19 protein-coding genes, 1 tRNA gene and 1 riboswitch are annotated in these 21,240 nt (G+C 71.5%); of the genes, 5 read left to right on the top strand and 15 right to left on the bottom strand.

Annotated elements, in window-relative coordinates; genetic code table 11:
* Positions 1 to 3: 3 nt before the first annotated feature.
* Positions 4 to 315, bottom strand: a complete 312-nt coding sequence (locus AC6I72_RS18790; protein ID WP_234438407.1) for a hypothetical protein — start codon at positions 313 to 315, stop codon at positions 4 to 6.
* Positions 316 to 413: 98 nt separating this feature from the next.
* Between AC6I72_RS18790 and AC6I72_RS18785 the strand changes: the two genes are divergently transcribed.
* Complete coding sequence (locus tag AC6I72_RS18785; RefSeq protein WP_498002121.1) at positions 414 to 641, top strand: DUF4287 domain-containing protein; 228 nt, start codon at positions 414 to 416, stop codon at positions 639 to 641.
* 101 nt (positions 642 to 742) lie between these two features.
* On the opposite strand, the gene AC6I72_RS18780 is transcribed toward AC6I72_RS18785, so the two are convergent.
* The 3 genes from AC6I72_RS18780 to AC6I72_RS18770 all read right to left on the bottom strand — a co-directional run bounded on the left by AC6I72_RS18780 (position 743) and on the right by AC6I72_RS18770 (position 3,485).
* Positions 743 to 1,669 (bottom strand): Bax inhibitor-1/YccA family protein, encoded by a 927-nt coding sequence (locus AC6I72_RS18780; RefSeq protein WP_498002120.1) that lies wholly within the window; start codon positions 1,667 to 1,669, stop codon positions 743 to 745.
* Positions 1,670 to 1,897: 228 nt separating this feature from the next.
* A complete protein-coding gene (locus AC6I72_RS18775) occupies positions 1,898 to 3,073 on the bottom strand; it encodes a 4-hydroxybenzoate 3-monooxygenase (protein WP_498002118.1) in 1,176 nt (391 codons plus the stop codon).
* A 329-nt stretch (positions 3,074 to 3,402) separates the two neighbouring features.
* Positions 3,403 to 3,485 (bottom strand) — tRNA-Leu (locus AC6I72_RS18770).
* Positions 3,486 to 3,900: 415 nt separating this feature from the next.
* Here AC6I72_RS18770 and AC6I72_RS18765 point away from each other — a divergent pair.
* Together AC6I72_RS18765 and AC6I72_RS18760 are read left to right on the top strand one after the other, a co-directional pair.
* A complete protein-coding gene (locus tag AC6I72_RS18765; protein WP_498002116.1) occupies positions 3,901 to 4,671 on the top strand; it encodes an ABC transporter ATP-binding protein in 771 nt (256 codons plus the stop codon).
* A 66-nt stretch (positions 4,672 to 4,737) separates the two neighbouring features.
* On the top strand, positions 4,738 to 7,266 hold the full coding sequence (locus AC6I72_RS18760) for an ABC transporter permease (RefSeq protein WP_498002114.1): 2,529 nt from the start codon (positions 4,738 to 4,740) through the stop codon (positions 7,264 to 7,266).
* 67 nt (positions 7,267 to 7,333) lie between these two features.
* Here the strand turns inward: AC6I72_RS18760 and AC6I72_RS18755 are convergent, their stop codons facing one another.
* A complete protein-coding gene (locus AC6I72_RS18755) occupies positions 7,334 to 8,644 on the bottom strand; it encodes a class I SAM-dependent methyltransferase (RefSeq protein WP_498002112.1) in 1,311 nt (436 codons plus the stop codon).
* Between the two features lie 381 nt (positions 8,645 to 9,025).
* Positions 9,026 to 10,408, bottom strand: a complete 1,383-nt coding sequence (locus tag AC6I72_RS18750) for an NAD(P)/FAD-dependent oxidoreductase (protein WP_366726602.1) — start codon at positions 10,406 to 10,408, stop codon at positions 9,026 to 9,028.
* A gap of 613 nt (positions 10,409 to 11,021) precedes the next feature.
* Here AC6I72_RS18750 and AC6I72_RS18745 point away from each other — a divergent pair.
* Together AC6I72_RS18745 and AC6I72_RS18740 are read left to right on the top strand one after the other, a co-directional pair.
* On the top strand, positions 11,022 to 11,294 hold the full coding sequence (locus AC6I72_RS18745; RefSeq protein ID WP_498002111.1) for a type II toxin-antitoxin system Phd/YefM family antitoxin: 273 nt from the start codon (positions 11,022 to 11,024) through the stop codon (positions 11,292 to 11,294).
* On the top strand, positions 11,291 to 11,560 hold the full coding sequence (locus tag AC6I72_RS18740) for a type II toxin-antitoxin system RelE family toxin (protein ID WP_062774287.1): 270 nt from the start codon (positions 11,291 to 11,293) through the stop codon (positions 11,558 to 11,560). The genes AC6I72_RS18745 and AC6I72_RS18740 overlap by 4 nt, the downstream gene beginning before the upstream one ends.
* Positions 11,561 to 11,564: 4 nt before the next feature.
* On the opposite strand, the gene AC6I72_RS18735 is transcribed toward AC6I72_RS18740, so the two are convergent.
* From AC6I72_RS18735 to AC6I72_RS18695, 9 genes are all read right to left on the bottom strand, one after another.
* The gene (locus AC6I72_RS18735; protein WP_498002108.1) at positions 11,565 to 12,506 is read right to left on the bottom strand and encodes a Ppx/GppA phosphatase family protein; all 942 of its coding nucleotides are present in this window, start codon (positions 12,504 to 12,506) and stop codon (positions 11,565 to 11,567) included.
* Entirely contained in the window at positions 12,503 to 13,042 is a 540-nt protein-coding gene (locus tag AC6I72_RS18730; protein ID WP_366726606.1) for a DUF501 domain-containing protein, read from the bottom strand. Before AC6I72_RS18730 ends, AC6I72_RS18735 begins: the two co-directional genes overlap by 4 nt.
* A gap of 26 nt (positions 13,043 to 13,068) precedes the next feature.
* Positions 13,069 to 13,545 carry an FtsB family cell division protein gene (locus tag AC6I72_RS18725; protein ID WP_498002106.1) on the bottom strand — a complete coding sequence of 159 codons (477 nt, stop codon included), beginning with the start codon at positions 13,543 to 13,545 and terminating at the stop codon, positions 13,069 to 13,071.
* Positions 13,546 to 13,723: 178 nt separating this feature from the next.
* Positions 13,724 to 15,010, bottom strand: a complete 1,287-nt coding sequence (gene eno, locus AC6I72_RS18720; protein WP_498002105.1) for a phosphopyruvate hydratase — start codon at positions 15,008 to 15,010, stop codon at positions 13,724 to 13,726.
* Between the two features lie 314 nt (positions 15,011 to 15,324).
* Positions 15,325 to 16,068 (bottom strand): transglycosylase family protein, encoded by a 744-nt coding sequence (locus AC6I72_RS18715; protein WP_498002104.1) that lies wholly within the window; start codon positions 16,066 to 16,068, stop codon positions 15,325 to 15,327.
* A 4-nt stretch (positions 16,069 to 16,072) separates the two neighbouring features.
* Positions 16,073 to 16,239: riboswitch (cyclic di-AMP (ydaO/yuaA leader) on the bottom strand.
* A 182-nt stretch (positions 16,240 to 16,421) separates the two neighbouring features.
* Complete coding sequence (locus tag AC6I72_RS18710; protein ID WP_498002103.1) at positions 16,422 to 17,633, bottom strand: transglycosylase family protein; 1,212 nt, start codon at positions 17,631 to 17,633, stop codon at positions 16,422 to 16,424.
* Between the two features lie 132 nt (positions 17,634 to 17,765).
* Positions 17,766 to 19,088 carry a cytochrome P450 family protein gene (locus tag AC6I72_RS18705; RefSeq protein ID WP_498002101.1) on the bottom strand — a complete coding sequence of 441 codons (1,323 nt, stop codon included), beginning with the start codon at positions 19,086 to 19,088 and terminating at the stop codon, positions 17,766 to 17,768.
* A gap of 82 nt (positions 19,089 to 19,170) precedes the next feature.
* A complete protein-coding gene (locus AC6I72_RS18700) occupies positions 19,171 to 20,154 on the bottom strand; it encodes a nucleoside triphosphate pyrophosphohydrolase (protein WP_498002099.1) in 984 nt (327 codons plus the stop codon).
* Positions 20,155 to 20,373: 219 nt separating this feature from the next.
* Positions 20,374 to 21,018 carry a SurA N-terminal domain-containing protein gene (locus AC6I72_RS18695; RefSeq protein ID WP_498002098.1) on the bottom strand — a complete coding sequence of 215 codons (645 nt, stop codon included), beginning with the start codon at positions 21,016 to 21,018 and terminating at the stop codon, positions 20,374 to 20,376.
* Positions 21,019 to 21,240: the final 222 nt, after the last annotated feature.

The following is a 21,240-nucleotide window of genomic DNA, read 5'->3' as shown; positions in this document are numbered from 1 at the left end:
CGGTCACACGCCCGCGCGTTTCTGTGCCTCCTCCACCAGCCGTACCGCCTCCTCGACCTCGGCCTCGCTGGTGAGCAGGAGCGCCAGATCGTGTCCGGCGACGGTCACCTGGTCCGCCGCCGCGAACATCCCGGCGTCGGGCATCTCGCGCGGCTCGGCCCCGGGATCCTCCAGCAGTTGCGCCCGCCGGGCGAACTCCCTGGCCAGCCCCAGAGCCTCGGCGGCGCCCGCGCGCTGGAGCCGGCTCTGCGGAGCCGCCCTCAGACGGTCGGCGAAGTGATCCACTGCCCGGGTCAGAGATGTCGTGTCCACCACGCCGCGAGACTACGCGCCGCACCCGGACTGTTGCCAACGCGGCGCCGCTCAGGCACGGTGACGTGAAGGACCGGCTTCGAAAGCGTCCGGAGGCGCCGATGTCCCAAGTCTTCTCCGAAGAGACCCACCGCAATCTGCTCGCCCGCATCCCCCAGTGCACCGGTCGTGAGGTCTCCGACTGGCTGCGCACCGTCGAAGAAGGCCCCGCCCTCTGCTTCGAGGAGCGGCTCAGCTGGCTCCGCCAGGAGCACAACCTCGCGTACGGCCACGCGAAGGCGATCATCCACGAGTTCGATCTGAGAAGGGCTGCGCGCAAACTGCTCTGACGGGTGGACGCGCAGGCGGTGCGCCCGTACACGCGCGAGGGCCCCGGCCGAAGCCGGGGCCCTTGCCCGTACCGTCTCCCCGCCGCGCGGCGGGTGAGGGGCTAGTCGTTGCTGTTGAGGATCGCGATGAGCCGCAGGAACTCCATGTAGATCCACACCAGCGTCAGGGTGAGGCCGAAGGCCGCGAGCCAGGCCTCCTCGCGCGGGGCGCCGTAGGCGACCCCGTCCTCGACCTGCTTGAAGTCCAGGGCGAGGAAGCAGGCGCCGAGCAGGACGCCGATGACGCCGAAGACGACACCGAGGGCGCCGCTGCGGAAGCCGAGGCCGTCGCCGCCGCCGAACACGGCGAACAGGGTGTTGACCACCATCAGCAGCACGAAGCCGAGCGCGGCGGCCATCACGAAGCCGTAGAACCGGCGGTTGACGCGGATCCAGCCCGCCTTGTAGGCGACCAGGACGGCGGCGAAGACCGCCATCGTGCCGATCACGGCCTGCATGGCGGCGCCGCTGGCGATGCGGTTGTCGACGACGCTGGAGACCACGCCGAGGAAGACGCCCTCGAAGGCCGCGTAGCTCAGGATCAGCGCGGGCGAGGCCTTGCGCTTGAAGGACTGGACGAAGCCCAGCACCATCGCGATCAGCGCGGCGCCGACCCCGAGGCCGTAGGAACGGCTGATGTGCGCGTCGTCGACCGGCAGCAGCGCCCAGGCGAGCGCGGCCGTGACGACCAGCACGCCGAGGGTGGACGCCGTACGGGTGACGACGTCGTCCATCGTCATGCGGCCGGCGGCGGACGGGGCCTGCGGCGGCGCACCGTACTGCAGGTCCTGCTGGGCGTAGGGGTTCTGAGCGTAAGGGTTCTGCGCGTAGGGGTTGCCGCCCTGCGGGGCGTACGGATCGCCCTGCGGGGACGGGCCGCCCTGCGTGCCGACTGCGGGGCCCCCGGCCTGCGGCGCGGTGTTGAAGCCCGCGTAGCCGTTGTCGCGGCTGAACCCCCGTCGCGAGAAGACCGGGTTTCTGCTCCTCATCTCACTCCTCCATGGCCGCACGTCGCGGCCTTGGCTCAAGAGTAATGGAACGGCAAAGGATCGACCCTACTACCTGGGAAGGATCTTTCCCTCGTTCTGCTGCGGAACACGCTACGCGGGCGGGTGATTCCCGGCGACGGCCGGGGCCATTCATGACCGACCTGCGACCTGTCCGGAACCAGCCGGAGATCAGCTTCCCCCGGACGGGGGACCCGGCGGCGGCCGGGGTCAGCCGAGGGGGAAGCCGGTGTAGCCCTCGGCGAGGTCCGTCCCGGCCGCGCGGCAGGAGGCGATCCGCTCCAGCCGCGCCAGTTGCAGGCGCTCCTCGAAGGCGGTGGCCTGCGGCGAGCGGTGCAGCATGGCCGTCATGTCGTAGCTGAACCGCTCGGCCTGCCAGACCCGCCGCAGGCAGGTCTGCGAGTAGGCGTCCAGCAGTTCGGCGGAGCCGGTCTCCCGCTCGTGCGCCAGCGCCCGCGCGAAGGTGACGACGTCGCCGACGGCGAGGTTCAGCCCCTTCGCGCCGGTCGGCGGGACGATGTGGGCGGCGTCCCCGGCGAGGAAGAGCCGGCCGTGGCGCATGGGTTCGTGGACGTAGGACCGCATGGGGGTCACCGACTTCTGGGTGACCGGTCCGCGGGCCAGCCGCCAGCCGTCACGGGTCTCGAACCGGCGCTCCAGCTCGTCCCAGATCTCCTCGTCCGGCCAGGCCCCGGCGTCGGTGCCGGCGGGCACCTGGAGGTAGAGGCGGGAGACGGCGGGGGACCGCATGGACAGCAGGGCGAAACCGCGCTCGTGGCGGGCGTAGACGAGTTCGTCGTGGGAGGGGGCGACGTCGGCGAGGATGCCGAGCCAGCCGAAGGGGTACGTCCGCTCGAACACCTGGGAGAGCGCGGCGGGCACGGCCTTGCGCGCCACCCCCCAATGGCCGTCGCAGCCGACGACGTAGTCGCACTCCAGGACGTCCTCGCGTCCCTCGTGCCGGAAGCGGACCACGGGACGGTCGCTCTGCGCGCCCTCCACGGCCAGCGCCTCCGCCTCGAACAGCAGCGGGCCGCCCTCGGCGAGCTGGAGGGCTATGAGGTCCTTGCAGACCTCCGTCTGGGCGTACACCATCACCGACCGCCCGCCGGTCAGACCGGGGAAGTCGACGCGGTGGCGGCGCCCGGCGAACCGCAGCTCGATGCCGTCGTGCCGCAGCCCCTCCCGGTCCATCCGCTCCCCCGCCCCGGCCGCGCGCAGCACGTCCGCGGTGCCCTGCTCCAGGATCCCGGCGCGCTGGCGCTGCTCGACGTAGGCGCGGTCACGGCTCTCCAGGACGACCGAGTCGATGCCGGCGCCGTGGAGCAGCCGGGCCAGGAGCAGGCCGGCCGGACCGGCTCCGATGATGCCGACGGTGGTGCGCATCGGGCGTTCCTTTCGGCTCGTTCGTGAGGTGAACTTTCCTTCACGAAGTTGCCCGAGTTTCCGCCCGGACCCGCCCGATGTCAATGGCCGCGGACGCGATCGGGCGGCGAGGGTGCGGCCCCTGCGGAAGGAAGAGGGAGAAAGAGGGCTGAAGGGGGGAACCAGGCGCACGGACGCGTTCCCGTGCGCCGGAGCCGGGGCGTCCGCCGGAGCCGGCACCTCCACGGGAGTCCCCCAGCCCGCGGGCACTGGCGGAGCGGACGGAGGCGGCGCGGAGAAAACGGCGCCTTCGAGACATCACGTGCGCAAAGGCGCCGTTGAGGAGATTGTGCCCGGAACCGGACTTGAACCGGTACGCCCGCGAGGGGCAGCGAGGTTTAAGCTCGCCGTGTCTGCATTCCACCATCCGGGCAGGCCATGGGCTCCGCGCTGAGATCCCGAGCCTATCGGGAGGCGTCCTTCGGACACCGGGCAGGCGGACCGATGTTGTCTTATTTTATTGGCGTCTGAGGGTGCATCAGCACTCGGAAGAGGCCATCGGCACTTGCCAACAGCCTTGCGGTCGACGGGCGGCCTTGTATGCGGAATGACGGAATTTCACCGTACGAACAAGGACGCTCCACCTGTTCCTGACCTCCCTCTTCGCGGGTGGGAGCCTCCGCGGCGTTCTCAGGGGCCGATGTCATCCCCAGGTATGACACGGACGCCCGCGGTCCGACCGCAGTCGCCCCCCGGAACCGGAACAGCGGCTGACTTCACGGACGGGATCGGCGGGGACGATGGAGAACGTCCCGAGAACACCGTCGTCCCGACAGGAGCACCCACCCGTGACCACCTCTTCCATCGCCGGACGCGCCACCGCCGTGGCCGCGCGCGCCACGGATCTGTCGAAGATCTACGGACAGGGCGAGACCCAGGTGGTCGCCCTCGACCGGGTCTCCGTCGACTTCGCGCAGGCCGAGTTCACCGCGATCATGGGCCCCTCCGGGTCCGGCAAGTCCACGCTGATGCACTGCGTGGCGGGCCTGGACACCTTCTCCTCCGGTTCGGTGCGCATCGGCGACACCGAACTGGGCTCCCTGAAGGACAAGCAGCTCACCAAGTTGCGCCGGGACAAGATCGGGTTCATCTTCCAGGCGTTCAACCTGCTGCCGACGCTGACGGCCCTGGAGAACATCACGCTGCCGATGGACATCGCGGGCCGCCGGCCGGACAAGCAGTGGCTGGACTCGGTCATCGACATGGTGGGTCTGTCCGGGCGCCTGGGCCACCGGCCCTCGCAGCTCTCCGGCGGCCAGCAGCAGCGGGTCGCCGTCGCGCGGGCGCTGGCCTCCAGGCCGGACATCATCTTCGGTGACGAGCCCACCGGGAACCTCGACTCGCGCTCGGGCGCCGAGGTGCTGGGCTTCCTGCGCAACTCGGTGCGCCAGCTGGGCCAGACGGTGGTGATGGTGACCCACGACCCGGTGGCGGCGGCGTACGCGGACCGGGTGGTGTTCCTCGCGGACGGCAGGATCGTGGACGAGGTGTACGGGCCGACGGCGGACGCCGTCCTGGACCGCATGAAGCAGTTCGACGCCAAGGGCCGCACCAGCTGACACGGCGCCCGGCGCCGACCGCCCCCGCCGCACCCCCCACCTCGTAGACCTGGACTGAGACAACCCATGTTCCGCACCGCCTTGCGCAACGTTCTCGCGCACAAGGCCCGGCTCCTCATGACCGTGCTCGCCGTGATGCTCGGCGTCGCCTTCGTGTCGGGGACCCTGGTCTTCACCAACACCATCTCCGACGCCTTCCAGAACAGCTCCGCCAAGGGCTTCGACCACGTCGACGTGGCCGTCGAGCCCAAGCACCAGGACAGCAGGGGCGACCGGGTCGGCACGACGCCCGACCTCACCCAGGCGGTGCTGGAGAAGAGCGCCCGGGTGCCCGGCGCGGCCTCGGCGCTCGGCGTGGTCAAGGGCTTCACCGCGATCGCCGACAAGGACGGCAAGCTGATCGGCAGCGGCTTCCAGTCCGAGGGGGGCAACTACTGGGGCGCGAAGGACCCCCGGTACCCGCTGGCCTCCGGCACCGCCCCGCACGGCAAGGACCAGGTGCTCATCGACTCCGAGACCGCCCGCCGGGCCGGCTACAAGGTCGGCGACACCGTGCGCATCTCCGTCGACGGCCCCGTCCTGACCCCCACCGTCAGCGGCGTCTTCACCACCGACGACGGCAACGTCACCGCGGGCGGCAGCCTCGCCCTGTTCGACACGGCCACCGCCCAGAAGCTGTTCGGCAAGCCGGGCACGTACGACGAGATCGACGTGAAGGCGAAGCAGGGCGTCAGCCAGACGGCGCTCAAGGCCCAGCTGGACGCGGCGCTGCCCAAGGGCAGGACGGAGACCACCACCGCCCGCAAGCTCGCCGACGACCAGGCGGAGATGATCTCCTCGTCGATGAGCAGCATGAAGCAGGGCCTGCTGGTCTTCGCCGGTATCGCGCTCTTCGTCGGCACCTTCATCATCGCCAACACCTTCACCATGCTGGTCGCCCAGCGCACCAAGGAGCTGGCGCTGCTGCGCGCGGTGGGCGCCTCCCGCCGCCAGGTCACCCGGTCCGTGCTGATCGAGGCGTTCGTGGTGGGCGCGGTGGCCGCCGTGACCGGTCTGCTGGCCGGTATCGGCATCGGCGCCGGGCTGAAGTCGCTGCTCGGGTCGTTCGGCGCGACCGTGCCCGACGGACCGCTGGTCGTCACGCCCGGCACGGTCGTCGCGGCCCTCGCCGTCGGCATCCTCGTGACCATGCTGGCCGCGTGGCTGCCCGGCCGCCGCGCCGCGAAGATCCCGCCGGTGGCGGCGATGAGCAGCCTGCACGCCCAGGCCACCACCAAGTCGCTGGTGCTGCGCAACACCCTGGGCGCCCTGTTCACCGCGGCCGGCGTTGCGGTGGTCCTCGCCGCGACCACGATGGACTCCGACTCGGCCCAGGCCCCCATGGGACTCGGCGCCGTGCTGCTGATCATCGGCGTCTTCATCCTGACGCCGCTGCTGTCCCGTCCGCTGATCGCCGCCGCGGCGCCGGTGCTGCGCGTCTTCGGTGTCTCCGGCAAGCTGGCCCGGCAGAACTCGGTGCGCAACCCGCGCCGCACGGCGGCCACCGCGTCCGCGCTGATGATCGGGCTGACCCTGATCACCGGCATGACGGTGATGGCGGGCAGTCTCCAGCACGCGATCGACAAGATGGCGTCGTCCGCGATCCGCGCCGACTACGTGGTGTCGATGGCCAACGGCAACGGCCTCTCCCCGGACGTCGACAGGAAGCTGAGCGGCGCGGCGGGCGTCACCGCCACCAGCCCGCTGCGCAACGCGCCCTCCCGCATCGGCGGCGAGACCGAGTACCTGACCGGTGTCAACGGCGCCGCCATCGGCAAGCTGACCGAGCTGAAGGTGCGGGACGGCTCCTTCACGGTCGGCGGCAGCCGGGTCGTGGTCGACGACAGGACCGCGAAGGACCACCACTGGACGGCGGGCTCCGGCTTCACCGTCCACTACGAGGACGGCAAGCAGCAGAAGCTCACGGTCGCCGGGGTCTACGAGGGCAACGACATGATCAGCGGCATCATGCTCGACAACGCCGTGCTCGCCCCGCACCAGAGCGACGCGACCGACCTGCAGGTCATGGTCAAGACCGCCGACGGCGCCTCCGACGCGGCCAAGGACAAGCTGGTCAAGGCGCTCGGCTCCAACCCGGCGATCCAGGTCCAGAGCAAGAAGGACATCTCCAACGACATCGCCAAGACCTTCACGCTGATGCTGAACATGCTCTACGGCCTGCTCGCGATGGCGGTGATCGTGGCGGTCCTCGGCGTCATCAACACCCTGGCGATGTCGGTCTTCGAACGCTCGCAGGAGATCGGGATGCTCCGCGCGATCGGCCTGGACCGCAGGGGCATCAAGCGGATGGTCCGCCTGGAGTCCCTGGTGATCGCCCTGTTCGGCGGGGTCCTCGGGATCGGCCTGGGCGTCTTCTTCGGCTGGGCGGCCGGTGAGCTGATCGGCAGCAAGATGGCGACGTACGAACTGATCCTGCCCTGGGGGCGGATGGCCGTCTTCCTGCTGCTGGCGGCGGCGGTCGGCGTCCTCGCGGCCCTGTGGCCGGCCCGCCGCGCGGCCCGACTGAACATGCTGCAGGCCATCAAGTCGGAGTGATCCGGCGCGCACCACACGCCGAGGGGCCCGTTCCGCCCGGAACGGGCCCCTCGGCGTGTCGCGGCGGCTACGGCGCGTCCGGCGCCCCCCACGTGCGGGCCCGCAGCGGCATCCCCGAGTCACCGGATTCGGGGGTCTTCACCACGAGCACCTGGTTGACGCCGATGCGGTTGCGTTCGAAGGCGAGCGCGGAGGCCGCCATGTACAGCCGCCAGACGCGGGCGCGGCCGGGGCTGGTGAGCCGTACGGCGCGGTCCCAGTCCGCCTCCAGGTTGGCGACCCAGCGGCGCAGGGTGAGCGCGTAGTGCTCGCGGATCGCCTCCACGTCGCGCACCTCGAACCCGGCGCGCTCCAACTGGGTGACCGTGGTGCCGATCGGGGCGAGTTCGCCGTCCGGGAAGACGTAGGCGTCGATGAACTCGTCCACCCGGTAGGCCGACTCGTCGCGCTGGGGGCGGCGGCCGATCTGGTGGTTCAGGAGCCGTCCGCCGGGCTTGAGGAGGGCGTACAGGTCGGTGGTGTACTCCAGGTAGCGGGCGGCGCCGACGTGCTCGGCCATCCCGATGGAGGAGATGGCGTCGTACGGCCCGTCGGTCACGTCCCGGTAGTCCTGGACGCGGATCTCCACCCGGTCGGTCAGACCTTCGTCGGCCACCCGCTTCCTGGCGTACGCCGCCTGCTCCTGGGAGAGGGTGACGCCGACGACGCTCACGCCGTGCTCGCGGGCCGCGTGGATGGCCATGGAGCCCCAGCCGCAGCCCACGTCCAGCAGGCGCCGGCCGGGCTTCAGGTCCAGCTTGCGGCTGACGAGTTCGAGCTTGTCGCGCTGCGCCTCCTCCAGGGTGGCGCCGGGCTCGGGGGCCGGCCAGTAGGCGCAGGAGTACACCATGGACGGGCCGAGGACGATCTCGTAGAAGTCGTTGCCGACGTCGTAGTGGTGGCTGATGGCCTGCTTGTCGCTGCGCCTGGTGTGCAGGTGGCCGGGGCGGCGGACCTCCTCGGCGGGCGGGGCGGGCGGCAGCGGGAGGCCGGCCATCCTCACCAGGCCCGCCACCGCGGAGCGCACCGACGGGTCGCGCAGCGCCTGGGCGAGGCCGCGGGCGTCCTCACCGCGCTCCCAGATCAGACCGGAGAGCAGGCCGAGGGCGGTGTAGAGGTCTCCCTCCACGGTCAGGTCGCCGGAGACCCAGGCGCGGGCCAGGCCCAACTCCCCGGGTTTGAAGAGCAACCGGCGCAGCGCGCGGCGGTTGCGTACGACGAGAACGGGCGCTGCGGGCGGCCCCGCCTCCGTACCGTCCCAGGCGCGGATGCGCACCGGGAGCGGTGTTCCCAGCACCTGTTCGAGCAGTCTCGTGAGCCGCAGCGCGGCGTCGGGCATGGTGCACACCTCCGTGACGGCGAACGCCGGATGTCATCCACCACGTAAACACCACGAGGGCCACCGCGCAGTCCCGCAAGCGGGTTACGACTGGGCAAAGTAGATGCAGCAGCCACGTATTTCGGTGTGCCGAGTCCGGCATCCGGAGTGCGGCGCCCGCGCGCCGCCCCCGGGCACGGCTTCCCCCGCACGGCACCCGGCACGCGCGCCCGGGCCGCGCCCACGTCCGGGAACGCCGAAGGGGCCGCCCGCACCACGGATGGCGGGCGGCCCCTTCGGGGAGCGCGGCTCAGGAGCCGGGCCCGGGGGCACGAGGTGGGACTCGGCACCCCGGACGGGTGACTCGCCGAGGACGGCTCAGGGGACTGCGTCGGCCCGGCGTCAGGACGCCTTGGCCTTCTCCTCGGTCTTCGGCGCGGCGGCGACCGGGGCGGGCTTGGCGGCCTCGTAGAACTCCTCGCGGGGGTTCTCCATGGCGCCCAGCGAGACGACCTCGCGCTTGAGGAACATGCCGAGGGTCCAGTCCGCGAAGACGCGGATCTTGCGGTTCCAGGTCGGCATGGCCATGCCGTGGTAGCCGCGGTGCATGTACCAGGCGAGACGGCCCTTGAGCTTGATCTTCATCTTGCCCATGACGATCATCGCGACGCCCTTGTGCAGGCCGAGACCCGCGACCGCGCCCTTGTTCGCGTGGCTGTAGTCCTTCTGCGGGAAGCCCCGCATGCCGGAGACCACGTTGTCGCCGAGGACCCTGGCCTGGCGCAGCGCGTGCTGGGCGTTGGGCGGGCACCAGGCGTTCTCGTTGCCCGCCTTGCGGCCGACGAGGTCCGGGACCTGGGCGTTGTCGCCCGCGGCCCAGATGTAGTCGGTGCCCTGCACCTGGAGGGTGGGCGCGCAGTCGACGTGACCGCGCGGGCCCAGCGGCAGGCCGAAGCGGGAGAGCACCGGGTTGGGCTTGACGCCGGCCGTCCACACGATGGTGTTGGAGTCGACCTCCAGGCCGTTCTTCAGCACGACGTGGCCGTCGACGCAGGAGTCCATGGACGTGGAGAGGTAGATCTCCACACCGCGGCTCTCCAGGTGCTCCTTGCCGTACTGGCCGAGCTTGGGGCCGACCTCGGGGAGGATCTTGTCGGCGGCGTCGACCAGGATGAAGCGCATGTCCTCGCGGGACACGTTGGTGTAGTACTTGGCCGCGTCCCGGGCCATGTCCTCGACCTCACCGATGGTCTCCGCGCCGGCGAAGCCACCGCCGACGAAGACGAAGGTGAGCGCCTTGCGGCGGATCTCCTCGTCGGTGGTCGAGTCGGCCTTGTCGAGCTGCTCGAGGACGTGGTTGCGCAGACCGATGGACTCCTCGATGCCCTTCATGCCGATGCCCTGCTCGGCGAGGCCGGGGATCGGGAAGGTGCGGGAGACCGCGCCCATGGCGATGACCAGGTAGTCGAAGGGCAGCTCGTACGCCTCGCCGACCAGCGGGGCGATCGTGGCGACCTTGCGGTCCTGGTCGATGGTGGTGACCCGACCGGTGAGGACCTCCGCCTTGGGGAGCACGCGTCGCAGCGGGACGACGACGTGACGCGGGGAGATGCTGCCGGCGGCGGCTTCGGGGAGGAAGGGCTGGTAGGTCATGTACGACCGGGGGTCGACGACCGTGACGGTCGCCTCGCCGTAGCGCATCTTCTTGAGAATGCGCCGAGCTGCGTACAGGCCTACGTACCCACCGCCTACTACGAGGATCCTGGGACGCTCCGTGGTGCTCATGGCATCGAGTATCCACCCGTCGGCGGGGGGTACCTCGTGCGCCCCTTCACAAGGTTCGCAAGTGCCTGTGCTAAACTGCGCGGCCCGCGTGACCGAGATCATGGTGGCGCGAGGGAACCAGGATCCGGTTCGAACCGTTGTCAAGGGCGCGTGAGCTGCCGCTCCGGCCCGTCGGCGGCCCGGCGAAGCAGCCTCCCGCCGACCGTCCACGGCTTCCCCGGACCGCTCCCCTGAGCACCCTCACCTCCCCGCTGAGCCCCCCTGGGGTCCGACCGCACCCCTCCGGTGAGGGTGCACGGGGCAATTCCTTGTGAAGAACTTCACGAAGTTTTCCGACAAGGTGTCACCGGGGGGTCCGCCGGGCCCTTCCCCGCCGCTCGTACGCCGTCCGGCCTGCTCGGCCGGAGCCGCCGGCGGGCGGGCGGAAGGGGTGCGGGCAGGGGGCGGGCGAGGGGCTCCGCCACCGGCCGCCCAGGGGCTCGCGCCGCCGGCCGCGCAAGGGCTCGCGCCGCCGGCCGGCTACGCCACCGACCAGGCGATCCCGTCGAGGATCGCTCACGAACGCGACTCTTCGAACCGGGCATGTGTACACACGAGTGCGTACACTAACATCATGACTGAGAACACCGTGACCGTACGGGAAGCCCGCGCGCACCTCGCCGACCACATCAACCGGGCCGAGGAAGGCGTTCCGACCGTCATCACGCGCAACGGCGCTCCGGTGGCCGCCGTAGTCCCGATCGCGGACTTCGAAGCTCTGGAGGAAGCGGCCGACGTCATGCTGGCTCGCGAAGCCGAAGCGGTCCTGGCCGAGGGCGGTCCCACAGTGGCGATGGCGGAACTGCTGGCAGACCTGTTCACCGAACAGGACGGCGAGGCGGCGTGAAGTACGCCTTCCGGTTCACCGCGGCGGCGCAACGGCAGCTCCGGGCCATCAGCCGGCCCGACGCCATGCGCATCCTGACCGCGCTGACCGCACTCGGTGACGACCCGTACCGCCAGGACGCCGACGTCAAGAAGCTCACCGGCCCGTCCGGGCTCTACCGGCTCCGGGTCGGAAGCTACCGGGTCGCCTACCAGATCAACGACGGTGAACTCGTCGTTCTCGTCGTCAAGGTGGGCGACCGGCGGGACGTGTACCGCAACCTGTAGGCGGTCAGGCCAAAGACCAGGCGATCCCGTCCAGGATGTCGTGCTCGCTGACCACGACCTCCTGGGCTCCGACGCGTTCCATCACGGCGAGCAGCACCAGGGCGCCCGCGCCGATGACGTCGACCCGGCCGGGGTGCATCGACGGGATCGTCGCGCGCTCGGCGTGCGTGGAGTGCAGCAGGGACGTGGTGATCTCGCGGACCCGGTCACGGGAGACGCGGGAGTGGTGGATGCGCGTCGAGTCGTACTCGGGCAGCTCCTGCGCGATGGCCGACACCGTCGTCACCGACCCGGCCAGACCCACCAGCGTGTGTGCCTCGCGCAGCGGGACCGTCTCCTCGGCGAGGTCGAGGGCCGCCTCGACGTCGGCCCTTATCGCCGCGATCTGCTCCTCGGTGGGCGGGTCGCTCACCGCGCCTTCACGGACCAGGTGACGCTCGGTCATCCGGACGCAGCCCACGTCCACCGAACGCGCCGCCCGCACGTGCTCCTCGCCCACGACGAACTCCGTGGAGCCGCCGCCGATGTCCACCACCAGGAACGGCTTGGCGAGGTCGTCACGCCCCGTCAGTTCCTTCGTCGCACCCGTGAAGGAGAACTCGGCCTCCTGATCACCCGAGATCACCTCCGGCTCGACCCCGAGGATGTCCACCACGCCGCGCACGAACTCGTCCCGGTTCTCCGCGTCCCGGGACGCGGAGGTCGCCACGAAGCGCAGCCGCTCGGCGCCGTACTCCTTGATGACCTGCGCGTACTCGCGGCAGGCCGCGAACGTGCGCTCCAGCGCCTCGGGCGCGAGCCGGCCGGTGCGGTCGACGCCCTGGCCGAGCCGCACGATCGTCATGCGCCGGTCCAGGTCGACCAGTTCGCCCGTTTCCGGATTCGCGTCCGCGACGAGCAGACGGATGGAGTTCGTACCGCAGTCGATGGCCGCGACCCGCGTCACCGGTCACCCTCCTCATGGTCCTCGGGCACCGTCACGCACGGACCCTTGCGCCACCACTCGGGCAGCATCGCGATCGCCTCGTCGCCCAGCGGGTTCACCCCTGGGCCGGCGGCCAGCGAGTGCGCCACCAGGACGTGCAGGCACTTGACCCGGTCCGGCATGCCGCCCGCGCTCGGAAAGCCCGTCAGTTCCTCGATCTCGTCCCGGCGCCGGATGTAGTCCTCGTGCGCGGCCCGGTAGGCCGCCGCCAGTTCCGGGTCGGTGGCCAGCCGCTCGGTCATCTCCTTCATCACGCCGTCGGCCTCCAGCGTGCCGATCGCGGAGGAGGCCCGCGGGCACGTCAGGTAGTACAGCGTCGGGAAGGGCGTGCCGTCGGGCAGCCGCGGGGCCGTCTCCACGACGTCCGGCTGCCCGCACGGGCAGCGGTGCGCGATCGCGCGCAGCCCGCGCGGCGGGCGGCCGAGCTGCTGCTTGAAGGCCTCGACGTCCGCGTCGGTCGGTGCGGTGCGCGGGGTGGGCGGCGGTGGCGTTTCCATGCCTGTCGGGATGTCTCTCTGTCGGTTCACTGGCGGGCGGCGTCGGACTTGTCGACGCCGTACCAGACGTTGGTGTACCAGGGGCGGCGGGCCGTCCCCTGCTCGGCGCGGGACTGCTTGACCGATCCCGGGTCGACCACGGTGTAACCGGTCTCGCCGGGCAGTACGTAGTGCAGCCTGCGCCGGATCTGCTGCCGGGCGTAGGCGTCGTCCTGCCAGCGCGCCTTCAGGTCGCGCAACTGCTCGACCCGCTGCTGCGCCTGCGCCTTCTGCCGCTGGAGGTCGGCGATGTCGGCGCGCTGGGCGACGTACTGCCGCATCGGGTAGGCGAGGGCGACCACCATCGAGCACACGACGAGCGCGAGCAGCGCGGCGCGCCCGGTGAGCCGGGAGCGGCGGGCCTGACGCCGGGTCTGGGAGCGGTAGACACGGGCCGCGGTCTGCTCGCCGAGCAGCCTGAGCCTGGTCGCGGTGGAGAACCGGTCCCGGTCCTTCACGGCCATCGTCCCGCCTCCCGTCGGTCGTCTCGTACGCGCCGCACACGCGCGTACGTCCCCGGACACGGTACGGGACCGGGTACGGGGACGTACGGGCGACTGGCTGAGCCTCACTCTTCGCGGCCCGGCTCGGCCGTGGTGCGGTTCAGCCCTCGAAGCGGCTGTTCAGCCCTTGAGCCGCTGCTCAGCCCTTGAAGCGCGGGAAGGCGCTGCGGCCGGCGTAGACCGCGGCGTCGTCGAGGATCTCCTCGATGCGCAGCAGCTGGTTGTACTTGGCGACGCGCTCGGAGCGGGCCGGGGCGCCGGTCTTGATCTGGCCGCAGTTGGTGGCGACGGCGAGGTCGGCGATGGTGACGTCCTCGGTCTCGCCGGAGCGGTGCGACATCATGCACTTGAAGCCGCTGCGCTGGGCCAGCTCGACGGCGTCCAGGGTCTCGGTGAGCGAACCGATCTGGTTCACCTTCACCAGCAGGGCGTTGGCGGCGCCCTCCTCGATGCCGCGGGCCAGGCGCTCGGGGTTGGTGACGAACAGGTCGTCACCGACGAGCTGGACCTTCTCGCCGAGCTTGTCGGTGATGATCTTCCAGCCGGCCCAGTCGTCCTCGAACAGCGGGTCCTCGATGGAGACCAGCGGGTAGGCCGCCACCAGCTCCTCGTAGTACTCCGTCATCTCGGCGGCGGAGCGCTCCTTGCCCTCGAAGAGGTACTTGCCGTCCTTGTAGAACTCGGAGGCGGCGACGTCGAGGGCCAGGGCGATCTGCTCGCCGGGCGCGTAGCCGGCTTCCTTGATGGCCTCGAGGATGAGGTCGAGGGCGTCGCGGTTGGAGCCGAGGTTCGGGGCGAAGCCGCCCTCGTCGCCGAGGCCGGTGGCCAGGCCCTTGCTCTTCAGGACCTTCTTGAGGGTGTGGTAGACCTCGGCGCCCCAGCGCAGGGCCTCGGAGAAGGACTCCGCGCCGATCGGGGCGATCATGAACTCCTGGATGTCCACGTTGGAGTCGGCGTGCGAGCCGCCGTTCAGGATGTTCATCATCGGCACCGGCAGCAGGTGCGCGTTGGGGCCGCCCAGGTAGCGGAAGAGCGGGAGGTCGCTGGCCTCGGAGGCGGCGTGGGCGACGGCGAGGGAGACGCCGAGGATGGCGTTGGCGCCGAGCGAGCCCTTGTTGTCGGTGGCGTCCAGGTCGAACATGGCCTGGTCGATCAGGCGCTGCTCGGTGGCGTCGTAGCCGACCAGCTCCGGGCCGATCTGCTCGATGACGGCCAGGACGGCCTTCTCGACACCCTTGCCCTGGTAGCGGTTCGGGTCGCCGTCGCGCAGCTCGATGGCCTCGAAGGCGCCGGTGGAGGCGCCGGACGGAACGGCGGCACGACCCGTGCTGCCGTCGTCGAGGCCGACCTCGACCTCGACCGTGGGGTTGCCTCGGGAGTCCAGGATTTCCCGGGCTACGACGACGTCGATGGACGGCACGAGCATCTCCTTCGTGGATGTGACGCTGAAAGTGCGGGGCGGTCTGCCTTGCGGCTGTGCCTTGCGACTAGAGCCTAACCGTCCCGGGCCGCCGACCGATCGACCGACCGTCCCGTGGACAGGGTGACGGTACACATTGTTCCAGCACGGAACAAAGGGCGAAGGGGCGGGGACGCGAACGGGAAGTGAAAAAGCCCCGCCCCGGTGCGTACGGGGGAACACGCACCGGGGCGGGGAGCCCGTGGGGACGGGGGCGGCCCCACGCGGCCTCCGTCGTGGAGGCCGCGCCTGGGGAGGGCCTGGGGCCGGGCTAGGCCCTGTCACTTCAGGTGGAGCTGCTGGCCCGGGTAGATGAGGTCGGCGTCGTCGACGATGTCCTTGTTCAGCTGGAACAGCTTCTCCCAGCCGCCGCGCACGCCGTGCTCGGTGGCGATGGAGCTGAGGGTGTCGCCGGCGGCCACCTTGTACTCGCCGTCGCCCTTCTTGACCTTCTTGCCGGTCGGGGTGGTGACGGTCTTCTTCGGGGCCGGACGCGTCGCGGAGCGGTCGGCGGCCCGCTGCTCGGTCGAACGGGTCGAGGTGCTGCTCTTGGAGCTGCTGGAGCTGCTGCTCGACGAGGACGACGAGGAGGAGGAAGAAGAGGAGGAGGACGAGGAAGAGGACGACGAGGAGCTGCTGCCGCCGCTGGAGGAGGCGCCGGACAGGCCCTTGCCGCAGACCGGCCAGGCACCCTTGCCCTGACCCGCGAGCACCTTCTCGGCGACGGCTATCTGCTGCGACTTGCTCGCCAGGTCGGCGCGCGAGGCGTAGGCGGTGCCGCCGTACGCGGCCCAGGTGGAGTTGGTGAACTGCAGGCCGCCGTAGAAGCCGTTGCCGGTGTTGATGGACCAGTTGCCACCGGACTCGCACTGGGCGACCGCGTCCCACTCGGAGGTGGTGGCGGCGGAGGCGTTGCCGGCCGCCATCAGCGGGCCGGCGACGGCGACACCGGCGACACCGGCGAGTGCGATGGCGCGGGTGGCCTTGGACGGACGACGATGCTTGCCCTTGCCGGAAAACAGCATGGAAGGATCCCCTCACCGACGCCTGCGAGGTGAGCTGTCGGGTTCGGGCCGGTTGAGTTGCCCGGCCGTGCCTTTGGGGAGGCACGGCTTCACCCCCAGCCGCTCCGGTCGTCTGACCGGCGCGGCAACTTACCTTGGGTCCCCCGCTCCTGCCTTCGGCGCTCGAAGCGACGACTGTTCCCGTACGGCCGCTGGCAGGATTCGGCGTTGCGGCAGCCGGGGCTCGCGGTGGCGAGCGGTCATGACCGTAGACAGGTGATCGGCCGGATTTCAAAGACGATCAGGGCTTCTGAGACTCATCCCACACTTTCACCGAATGGGACATTCGACGCGAAGCGTGACGTGAACTCCGCCTAGTTTCGGGCGTTTTCAGCGGGGACATCCAGGCTCTGACCGGCGACGATGTGGTCGGGGTCGGCGCCGATGGAGCCCTTGTTCGCGTCGTACAGCGCGTGCCATCCGCCGTGGACGTCAAGGGAGTCGGCGATGGACGTGAGGGAGTCGCCGGTGCGGACGGTGTAGGAGGCGGCGGACGAGGCGTGGACGGCGCCGCCCTCACGCGAGGCGTGCCGGCCGCCCGTCGCGCCCGTACGACCCTCGGCGGCCCCTTCGTCGGCGCTGCCGCCGCGGTGGCGGCCGCCACCGAGCGCACCGGTGTCGACGAGGGCCGAAGAGCCGACGCTCTGACCGTAGTTGTCCAAGTCGCCGGAGTCGCCCCCGTCGCCGGCGCCGTCCGCCCACGGGGTGGCGTCGGACGCGTCCGGGCCGTGAGAGGTGCCGGACTTGGGCGGGTTGCCCGTCTTCGTGGGCGAAGAGGGCGAAGTGGAGGGCTTCGTGGAGGAGTCGCCCGGTGTGCCGGTCCCGTGGGCGGAGCCGGCCCCCTTGGGGGTGTCCGCCGAAGAGCCGGACGAACCGGACGAGTCGCCCGTACCGCTCTGCGTGTCGTCGGGCAGACCGGGGTCGTTCACGCCGGACGGCCCCGAACCGCCCGTCCCGCTCCGCCCCTCGGAGTCGTCGGCACCGTCGGCGGAACCGGACGATCCGGAGGAGTGCGAGGACCCGGAGGAACCGGAAGAGCCCGAGGTGCCCGAGGACCCGGCCGAGCCGGAGGAGCCCGGGGTCCCGTCCGAGCCGGACTTCGAGGACGACGAGTCACCGCCCACGCCCGTGTCGACGTCCGCCGCACCGGAACTCCTGGTGAGTCCGGAGAGCAGCCCGCAGGTGTGCCAGGCACCGGGTCCGCGGTCGGCGAGGATCTTCTCGGCCACGGCTATCTGCTGGGAGCGGCTGGCCTGGTCGGCGCTGGCCGCGTAGGAGAGACCGCCGTACTTCTCCCAGTCGTCCTGGGTCAGCAGCAGGCCGCCGTAGTAGCCGTTGCCGTTGTCGGCGCTCCAGGAGCCGCCGGTCTCGCACTGTGCCACCTTGTCCCAGGTGGTGCCGTCGGCCGCGCTCGCGCCGGAGGCGGCGACCAGGGGGATGGCGATGGCCGATCCGGTCACTCCGGCGGCGACGATGAGGGCCGGAGCCTGACGGGGGCGACGGTGACGACCGTTCCCGGAGAGCATGCGGAGACCTTTCGCACGACAGCAGTGACCGGCGTGGCGGGAGGCTGGGAGGCCCCGGCGTCACACTGATGGGTGAAAGTAGCCGGTGTCGATCACTTGTCACAAGTTAATGCCGCACAGATCACGTGACGATCACTTAGTTGAGCGCGTGTCACCTTCGCCGCCGTCAGCGCCGGGGTGTACAGCCCCGAAGCGCACGGGCAGGGTCCGCAGCCCGCGCATGATGAGTCCGCCGCGCCAGCGCAGGTCCGCCGGGTCGGCGTCGAGCCGCAGGTCGGGCAGGCTGGTGAGGAGGGTGGCCAGCGCGGTCTGTCCCTCCAGGCGCGCGAGCGGGGCGCCCAGGCAGTAGTGGATGCCGTGCCCGTACCCGAGGTGCTGGTTGTCGCGGCGGCCGAGGTCGAGGGTGTCGGGGTGGGCGAACCGCTCCGGGTCGCGGTCGGCGGCGGCGAGGACCACCAGGACCGGGTCGCCGGCGGCGATGTCCTGCCCGCCCAGGGTGAGCGGCCGGGTGGCGAACCGCCAGGTGGCCAGCTCCACCGGCCCGTCGAAACGCAGCAGTTCCTCCACCCCGGTCTCCAGCAGTCCCCGGTCGCCGCCGGCGAGGGAACACTGCAGCCGTTCCCGCTCGCCGGGGTGGGTGAGCAGGGCGTACATGCCGTTGCCGATGAGGTTGACGGTCGTCTCGAAACCGGCGAACAGGAGGATGAAGGCCATCGCGGCGGCCTCGTTCTCGGTGAGGTGCTCGCCGTGGTCGAAGGCGCGGATGAGACCGGAGATGAGGTCCTCGCCCGGGGCGGGTTCGGCGGGCAGCGCCTCGCGCTTGCGGTGGATCAGCTCGGCCAGGTAGCCGCGCATCTTCTTCACCGAACGGGCCACACCGCCCCGGGGGCCCTTGCCGTGCCGGATCATCATGCCCGCCCAGTCCCGGAAGTCGTCCTGGTCCTCGCGGGGGACGCCGAGCAGGTCGCAGATGGCGTAGATGGGCAGCGGGAAGGCGAACTCGTGGATGAGGTCGGCGGTGCCGCGCGCGGCGAAGGAGGCGATGAGGCCGTCGGCCAGTTCCTGCACGCGCGGCGCGAACTCGGCGACCCGGCGGGGCGTGAACGCCTTGCTGACCAGCCGGCGCAGCCGGGTGTGGTCCGGCGGGTCGATGTTCAGCAGATGCGTCATCAGGTCGGCCTGGCGCTCGCCGGGGATGCCGGTCCTGCCGCGGGCGTGCGCGGGCTCGTCGTGGTGGGCCGGGTTCTTGGACAGCCGGGAGTCGGCGAGGGCCTGCCGGGCGTCGGCGTACCGGGTGACCAGCCAGGCCTCCACACCGCTGGGCAGCCGTGTCCGGTGCACGGGGGCGTGCTCGCGCAGCCAGGCGTACGCGGGGTAGGGGTCGCTGGCGAATTCCCAGGTGAAGAGCGGGGGCGGGGCGGGGGCGGAGGAGGAGGTGTCCGGCTGGTCGTGCATGGGGCGACAGTAGTCGCCGGGGCGGAGGGCGGCGGGGCGGGGCGGGCGGACACCTCGGGTCCGCCCCCCTTTCCCGGTGCTCTCAGGCGCCCTCCGTCTTCCTGATCGCGTCCCTGTACGCGCGGGCCGCCGCCCGCAGCGCCGCCTCCGGGTCGACCCCCTCGGTCTCGGCGCGGGCGGCCAGGGCCAGGAGTTCGTAGCCGATGCCCTCGCCCCGGGGCAGGGGCACCCGGAGGCCCGCCGTGCGTGCCCGCGAGGCGAGTTTCGCCGCGAGGGCGAGGCCGGGCTGGTGGACGGGGACGCCGTCCGTGACGGAGGCGCGCTGCTTCTCCTCCGCCTTGGTGCGCAGCCAGTGCTCCTTGACGTCCTCGGGTGTCTCGGCGCTCTCCTCACCGAAGACGTGCGGATGGCGGTGGATCAGCTTGGCGACGATGCCGCCCGCCACGTCGTCGATCGAGAAGGGTTCCTCGGGGTCCTCCTCGGCGATACGGGAGTGGAAGACGACCTGGAGCAGGACGTCCCCCAGCTCCTCGCGCAGCTCGTGCCGGTCGCCGTCCTCGATCGCCTCGACCAGCTCGTACGCCTCCTCGATGCCGTACTTCGCCAGGCCCTGGTGCGTCTGCCGGGACGACCAGGGGCATTCGGCGCGGATGCGGTCCATGACCTGCACCAGGTCGAGCAGGCGGGCGCCGGGCAGGTCGTAGGAGGCGGGGAGCAGCTCCAGCTCCGGCATGGCGAGGCGGCCGGAGCCGGCGAGCCGGGCGAGGCCGTCGGTGAGCGCCGGTTCGCCCTCACCCGTGGCCACGACCACGACCGTGCGGCCGCCGGCGCAGGCACCGACCAGGTCCTCCGCAGTCGGGGACGCCTCGGCCACGGTGACGCCCGCCTCGCGCAGGTACGGCAGCTGCGGATGCGTGCCGTCCGCGCACAGCACCCGGTCGGCCGTGCGCAGCGCCTGCCAGGCGGGCCAGGACAGCAGGCCGGGGGCGACCCGGTGGCTGGTGGTGAGCAGGACGATGCGGCCGGCGGGGGCCGTCTCGGCGGTGCGGGCGGAGGTCGTGTTCACCCTTCGAACGTAACGCACGCCAGGGACACGCCGGGGAGTTGTCCGCAGGCCGGGGAGACCCCCGGCCTGCGTCACCGTGCACCCGCTCCCGCCCGGCCCGCCGAGGGCCGGTCCGACGCCGAGCGGGCCGCCGGGGGCCGGCCCGCCCCGGCCGGACCGCCCCGGCTGCGGGGCGTCAGGCCACCTGGCGTCAGGCCGTCTGCGTCAGGCCGCCGGGTGTCAGGCCGTCTGCTGGGTGGCGGGCGCCGACACGTCCCGCAGCCACGGCGTCTTCGCCGCGACCCCGCCCTTCTGCACGTCCCAGCTCCCGTAACGCGGGTTCAGGTCGACGTGGAGCGCGCCGGATGCGGCGGACAGGGCGTTCCAGAAGGCCGGCCTGCTCGTGTCCGTGTTCAGCTTCGCCGCGAGCTTCTGCGCCTCGATCTGCAGGCGGAGGCTGTCGTCCAGGCGCTGCGGCGCCACCCCGTACTGCTGGAGCCAGCCGGTCTCCAGCGCCTTGGCGCCGCCCGCCCGCTGTTCGAGACCGGAGCGTGCGGTCTGCACCTCGCGGCGGGTGACGGTGACGCCCGCGTCCCCGGCCGCCCGGTCCAGCACCCGGTCGAGCACCATCTGGTGCAGGGTGTCCCGGTTCAGCGTGCCGGTCCGGGCGACGACCTGCTGGTACTGCGTCTCGTCGGCCACCGCCGCCCGCTGCGCCTGGCGCACCTCGTCGACCCGGCTCTGTACCTGCGCGACGGTGATCCGCTCCCCGCCCACGACGGCCGCGGCGCCGGGGTGCGCATCGCTTCCGCAGGCGGTGAGGACGGGGGCCGCCGCGACGATCGCGGCGGACAGGACGAGCACGGTGCGACGGCGGCGGTGCAAGGGAACCTCCCGTTGGAGATTGCAACAACAGGTGCGGCGCGCAGCGCCCCCGCCGGGGGCGGTGGTCGGGCGACGGGCGGGCGCACAAAGTCTTGCGGTGATCGATGGTAGGCAGCGGCCGTGCTCCGGCCAAGCCATTGGACCAACGATTCGCCGCGGCTTCGGGCACCGCCGCGTCACCCTCCGCGGTGACCGGGACCGCCGCTCGCCGCCCCGCCGGAG

The organism is Streptomyces sp. Xyl84, from assembly GCF_059731885.1.
The sequence above is the reverse complement of the archived record's forward strand: the minus strand, read 5'-3'. Positions and strand labels throughout refer to the sequence as shown.

Bases quoted from the DNA above. Each gene is read 5' to 3' on its own strand.
- AC6I72_RS18705 (WP_498002101.1), bottom strand. From the start codon at position 19,088: ATGCACGACCAGCCGGACACCTCCTCCTCCGCCCCCGCCCCGCCCCCG.
- AC6I72_RS18785 (WP_498002121.1), top strand. From the start codon at position 414: ATGTCCCAAGTCTTCTCCGAAGAGACCCACCGCAATCTGCTCGCCCGC.
- AC6I72_RS18760 (WP_498002114.1), top strand. From the start codon at position 4,738: ATGTTCCGCACCGCCTTGCGCAACGTTCTCGCGCACAAGGCCCGGCTC.
- eno (WP_498002105.1), bottom strand. From the start codon at position 15,010: ATGCTCGTGCCGTCCATCGACGTCGTCGTAGCCCGGGAAATCCTGGAC.
- AC6I72_RS18775 (WP_498002118.1), bottom strand. From the start codon at position 3,073: ATGCGCACCACCGTCGGCATCATCGGAGCCGGTCCGGCCGGCCTGCTC.
- AC6I72_RS18715 (WP_498002104.1), bottom strand. From the start codon at position 16,068: ATGCTGTTTTCCGGCAAGGGCAAGCATCGTCGTCCGTCCAAGGCCACC.
- AC6I72_RS18780 (WP_498002120.1), bottom strand. From the start codon at position 1,669: ATGAGGAGCAGAAACCCGGTCTTCTCGCGACGGGGGTTCAGCCGCGAC.
- AC6I72_RS18745 (WP_498002111.1), top strand. From the start codon at position 11,022: ATGACTGAGAACACCGTGACCGTACGGGAAGCCCGCGCGCACCTCGCC.
- AC6I72_RS18725 (WP_498002106.1), bottom strand. From the start codon at position 13,545: ATGGCCGTGAAGGACCGGGACCGGTTCTCCACCGCGACCAGGCTCAGG.
- AC6I72_RS18730 (WP_366726606.1), bottom strand. From the start codon at position 13,042: ATGGAAACGCCACCGCCGCCCACCCCGCGCACCGCACCGACCGACGCG.
- AC6I72_RS18710 (WP_498002103.1), bottom strand. From the start codon at position 17,633: ATGCTCTCCGGGAACGGTCGTCACCGTCGCCCCCGTCAGGCTCCGGCC.
- AC6I72_RS18755 (WP_498002112.1), bottom strand. From the start codon at position 8,644: ATGCCCGACGCCGCGCTGCGGCTCACGAGACTGCTCGAACAGGTGCTG.
- AC6I72_RS18750 (WP_366726602.1), bottom strand. From the start codon at position 10,408: ATGAGCACCACGGAGCGTCCCAGGATCCTCGTAGTAGGCGGTGGGTAC.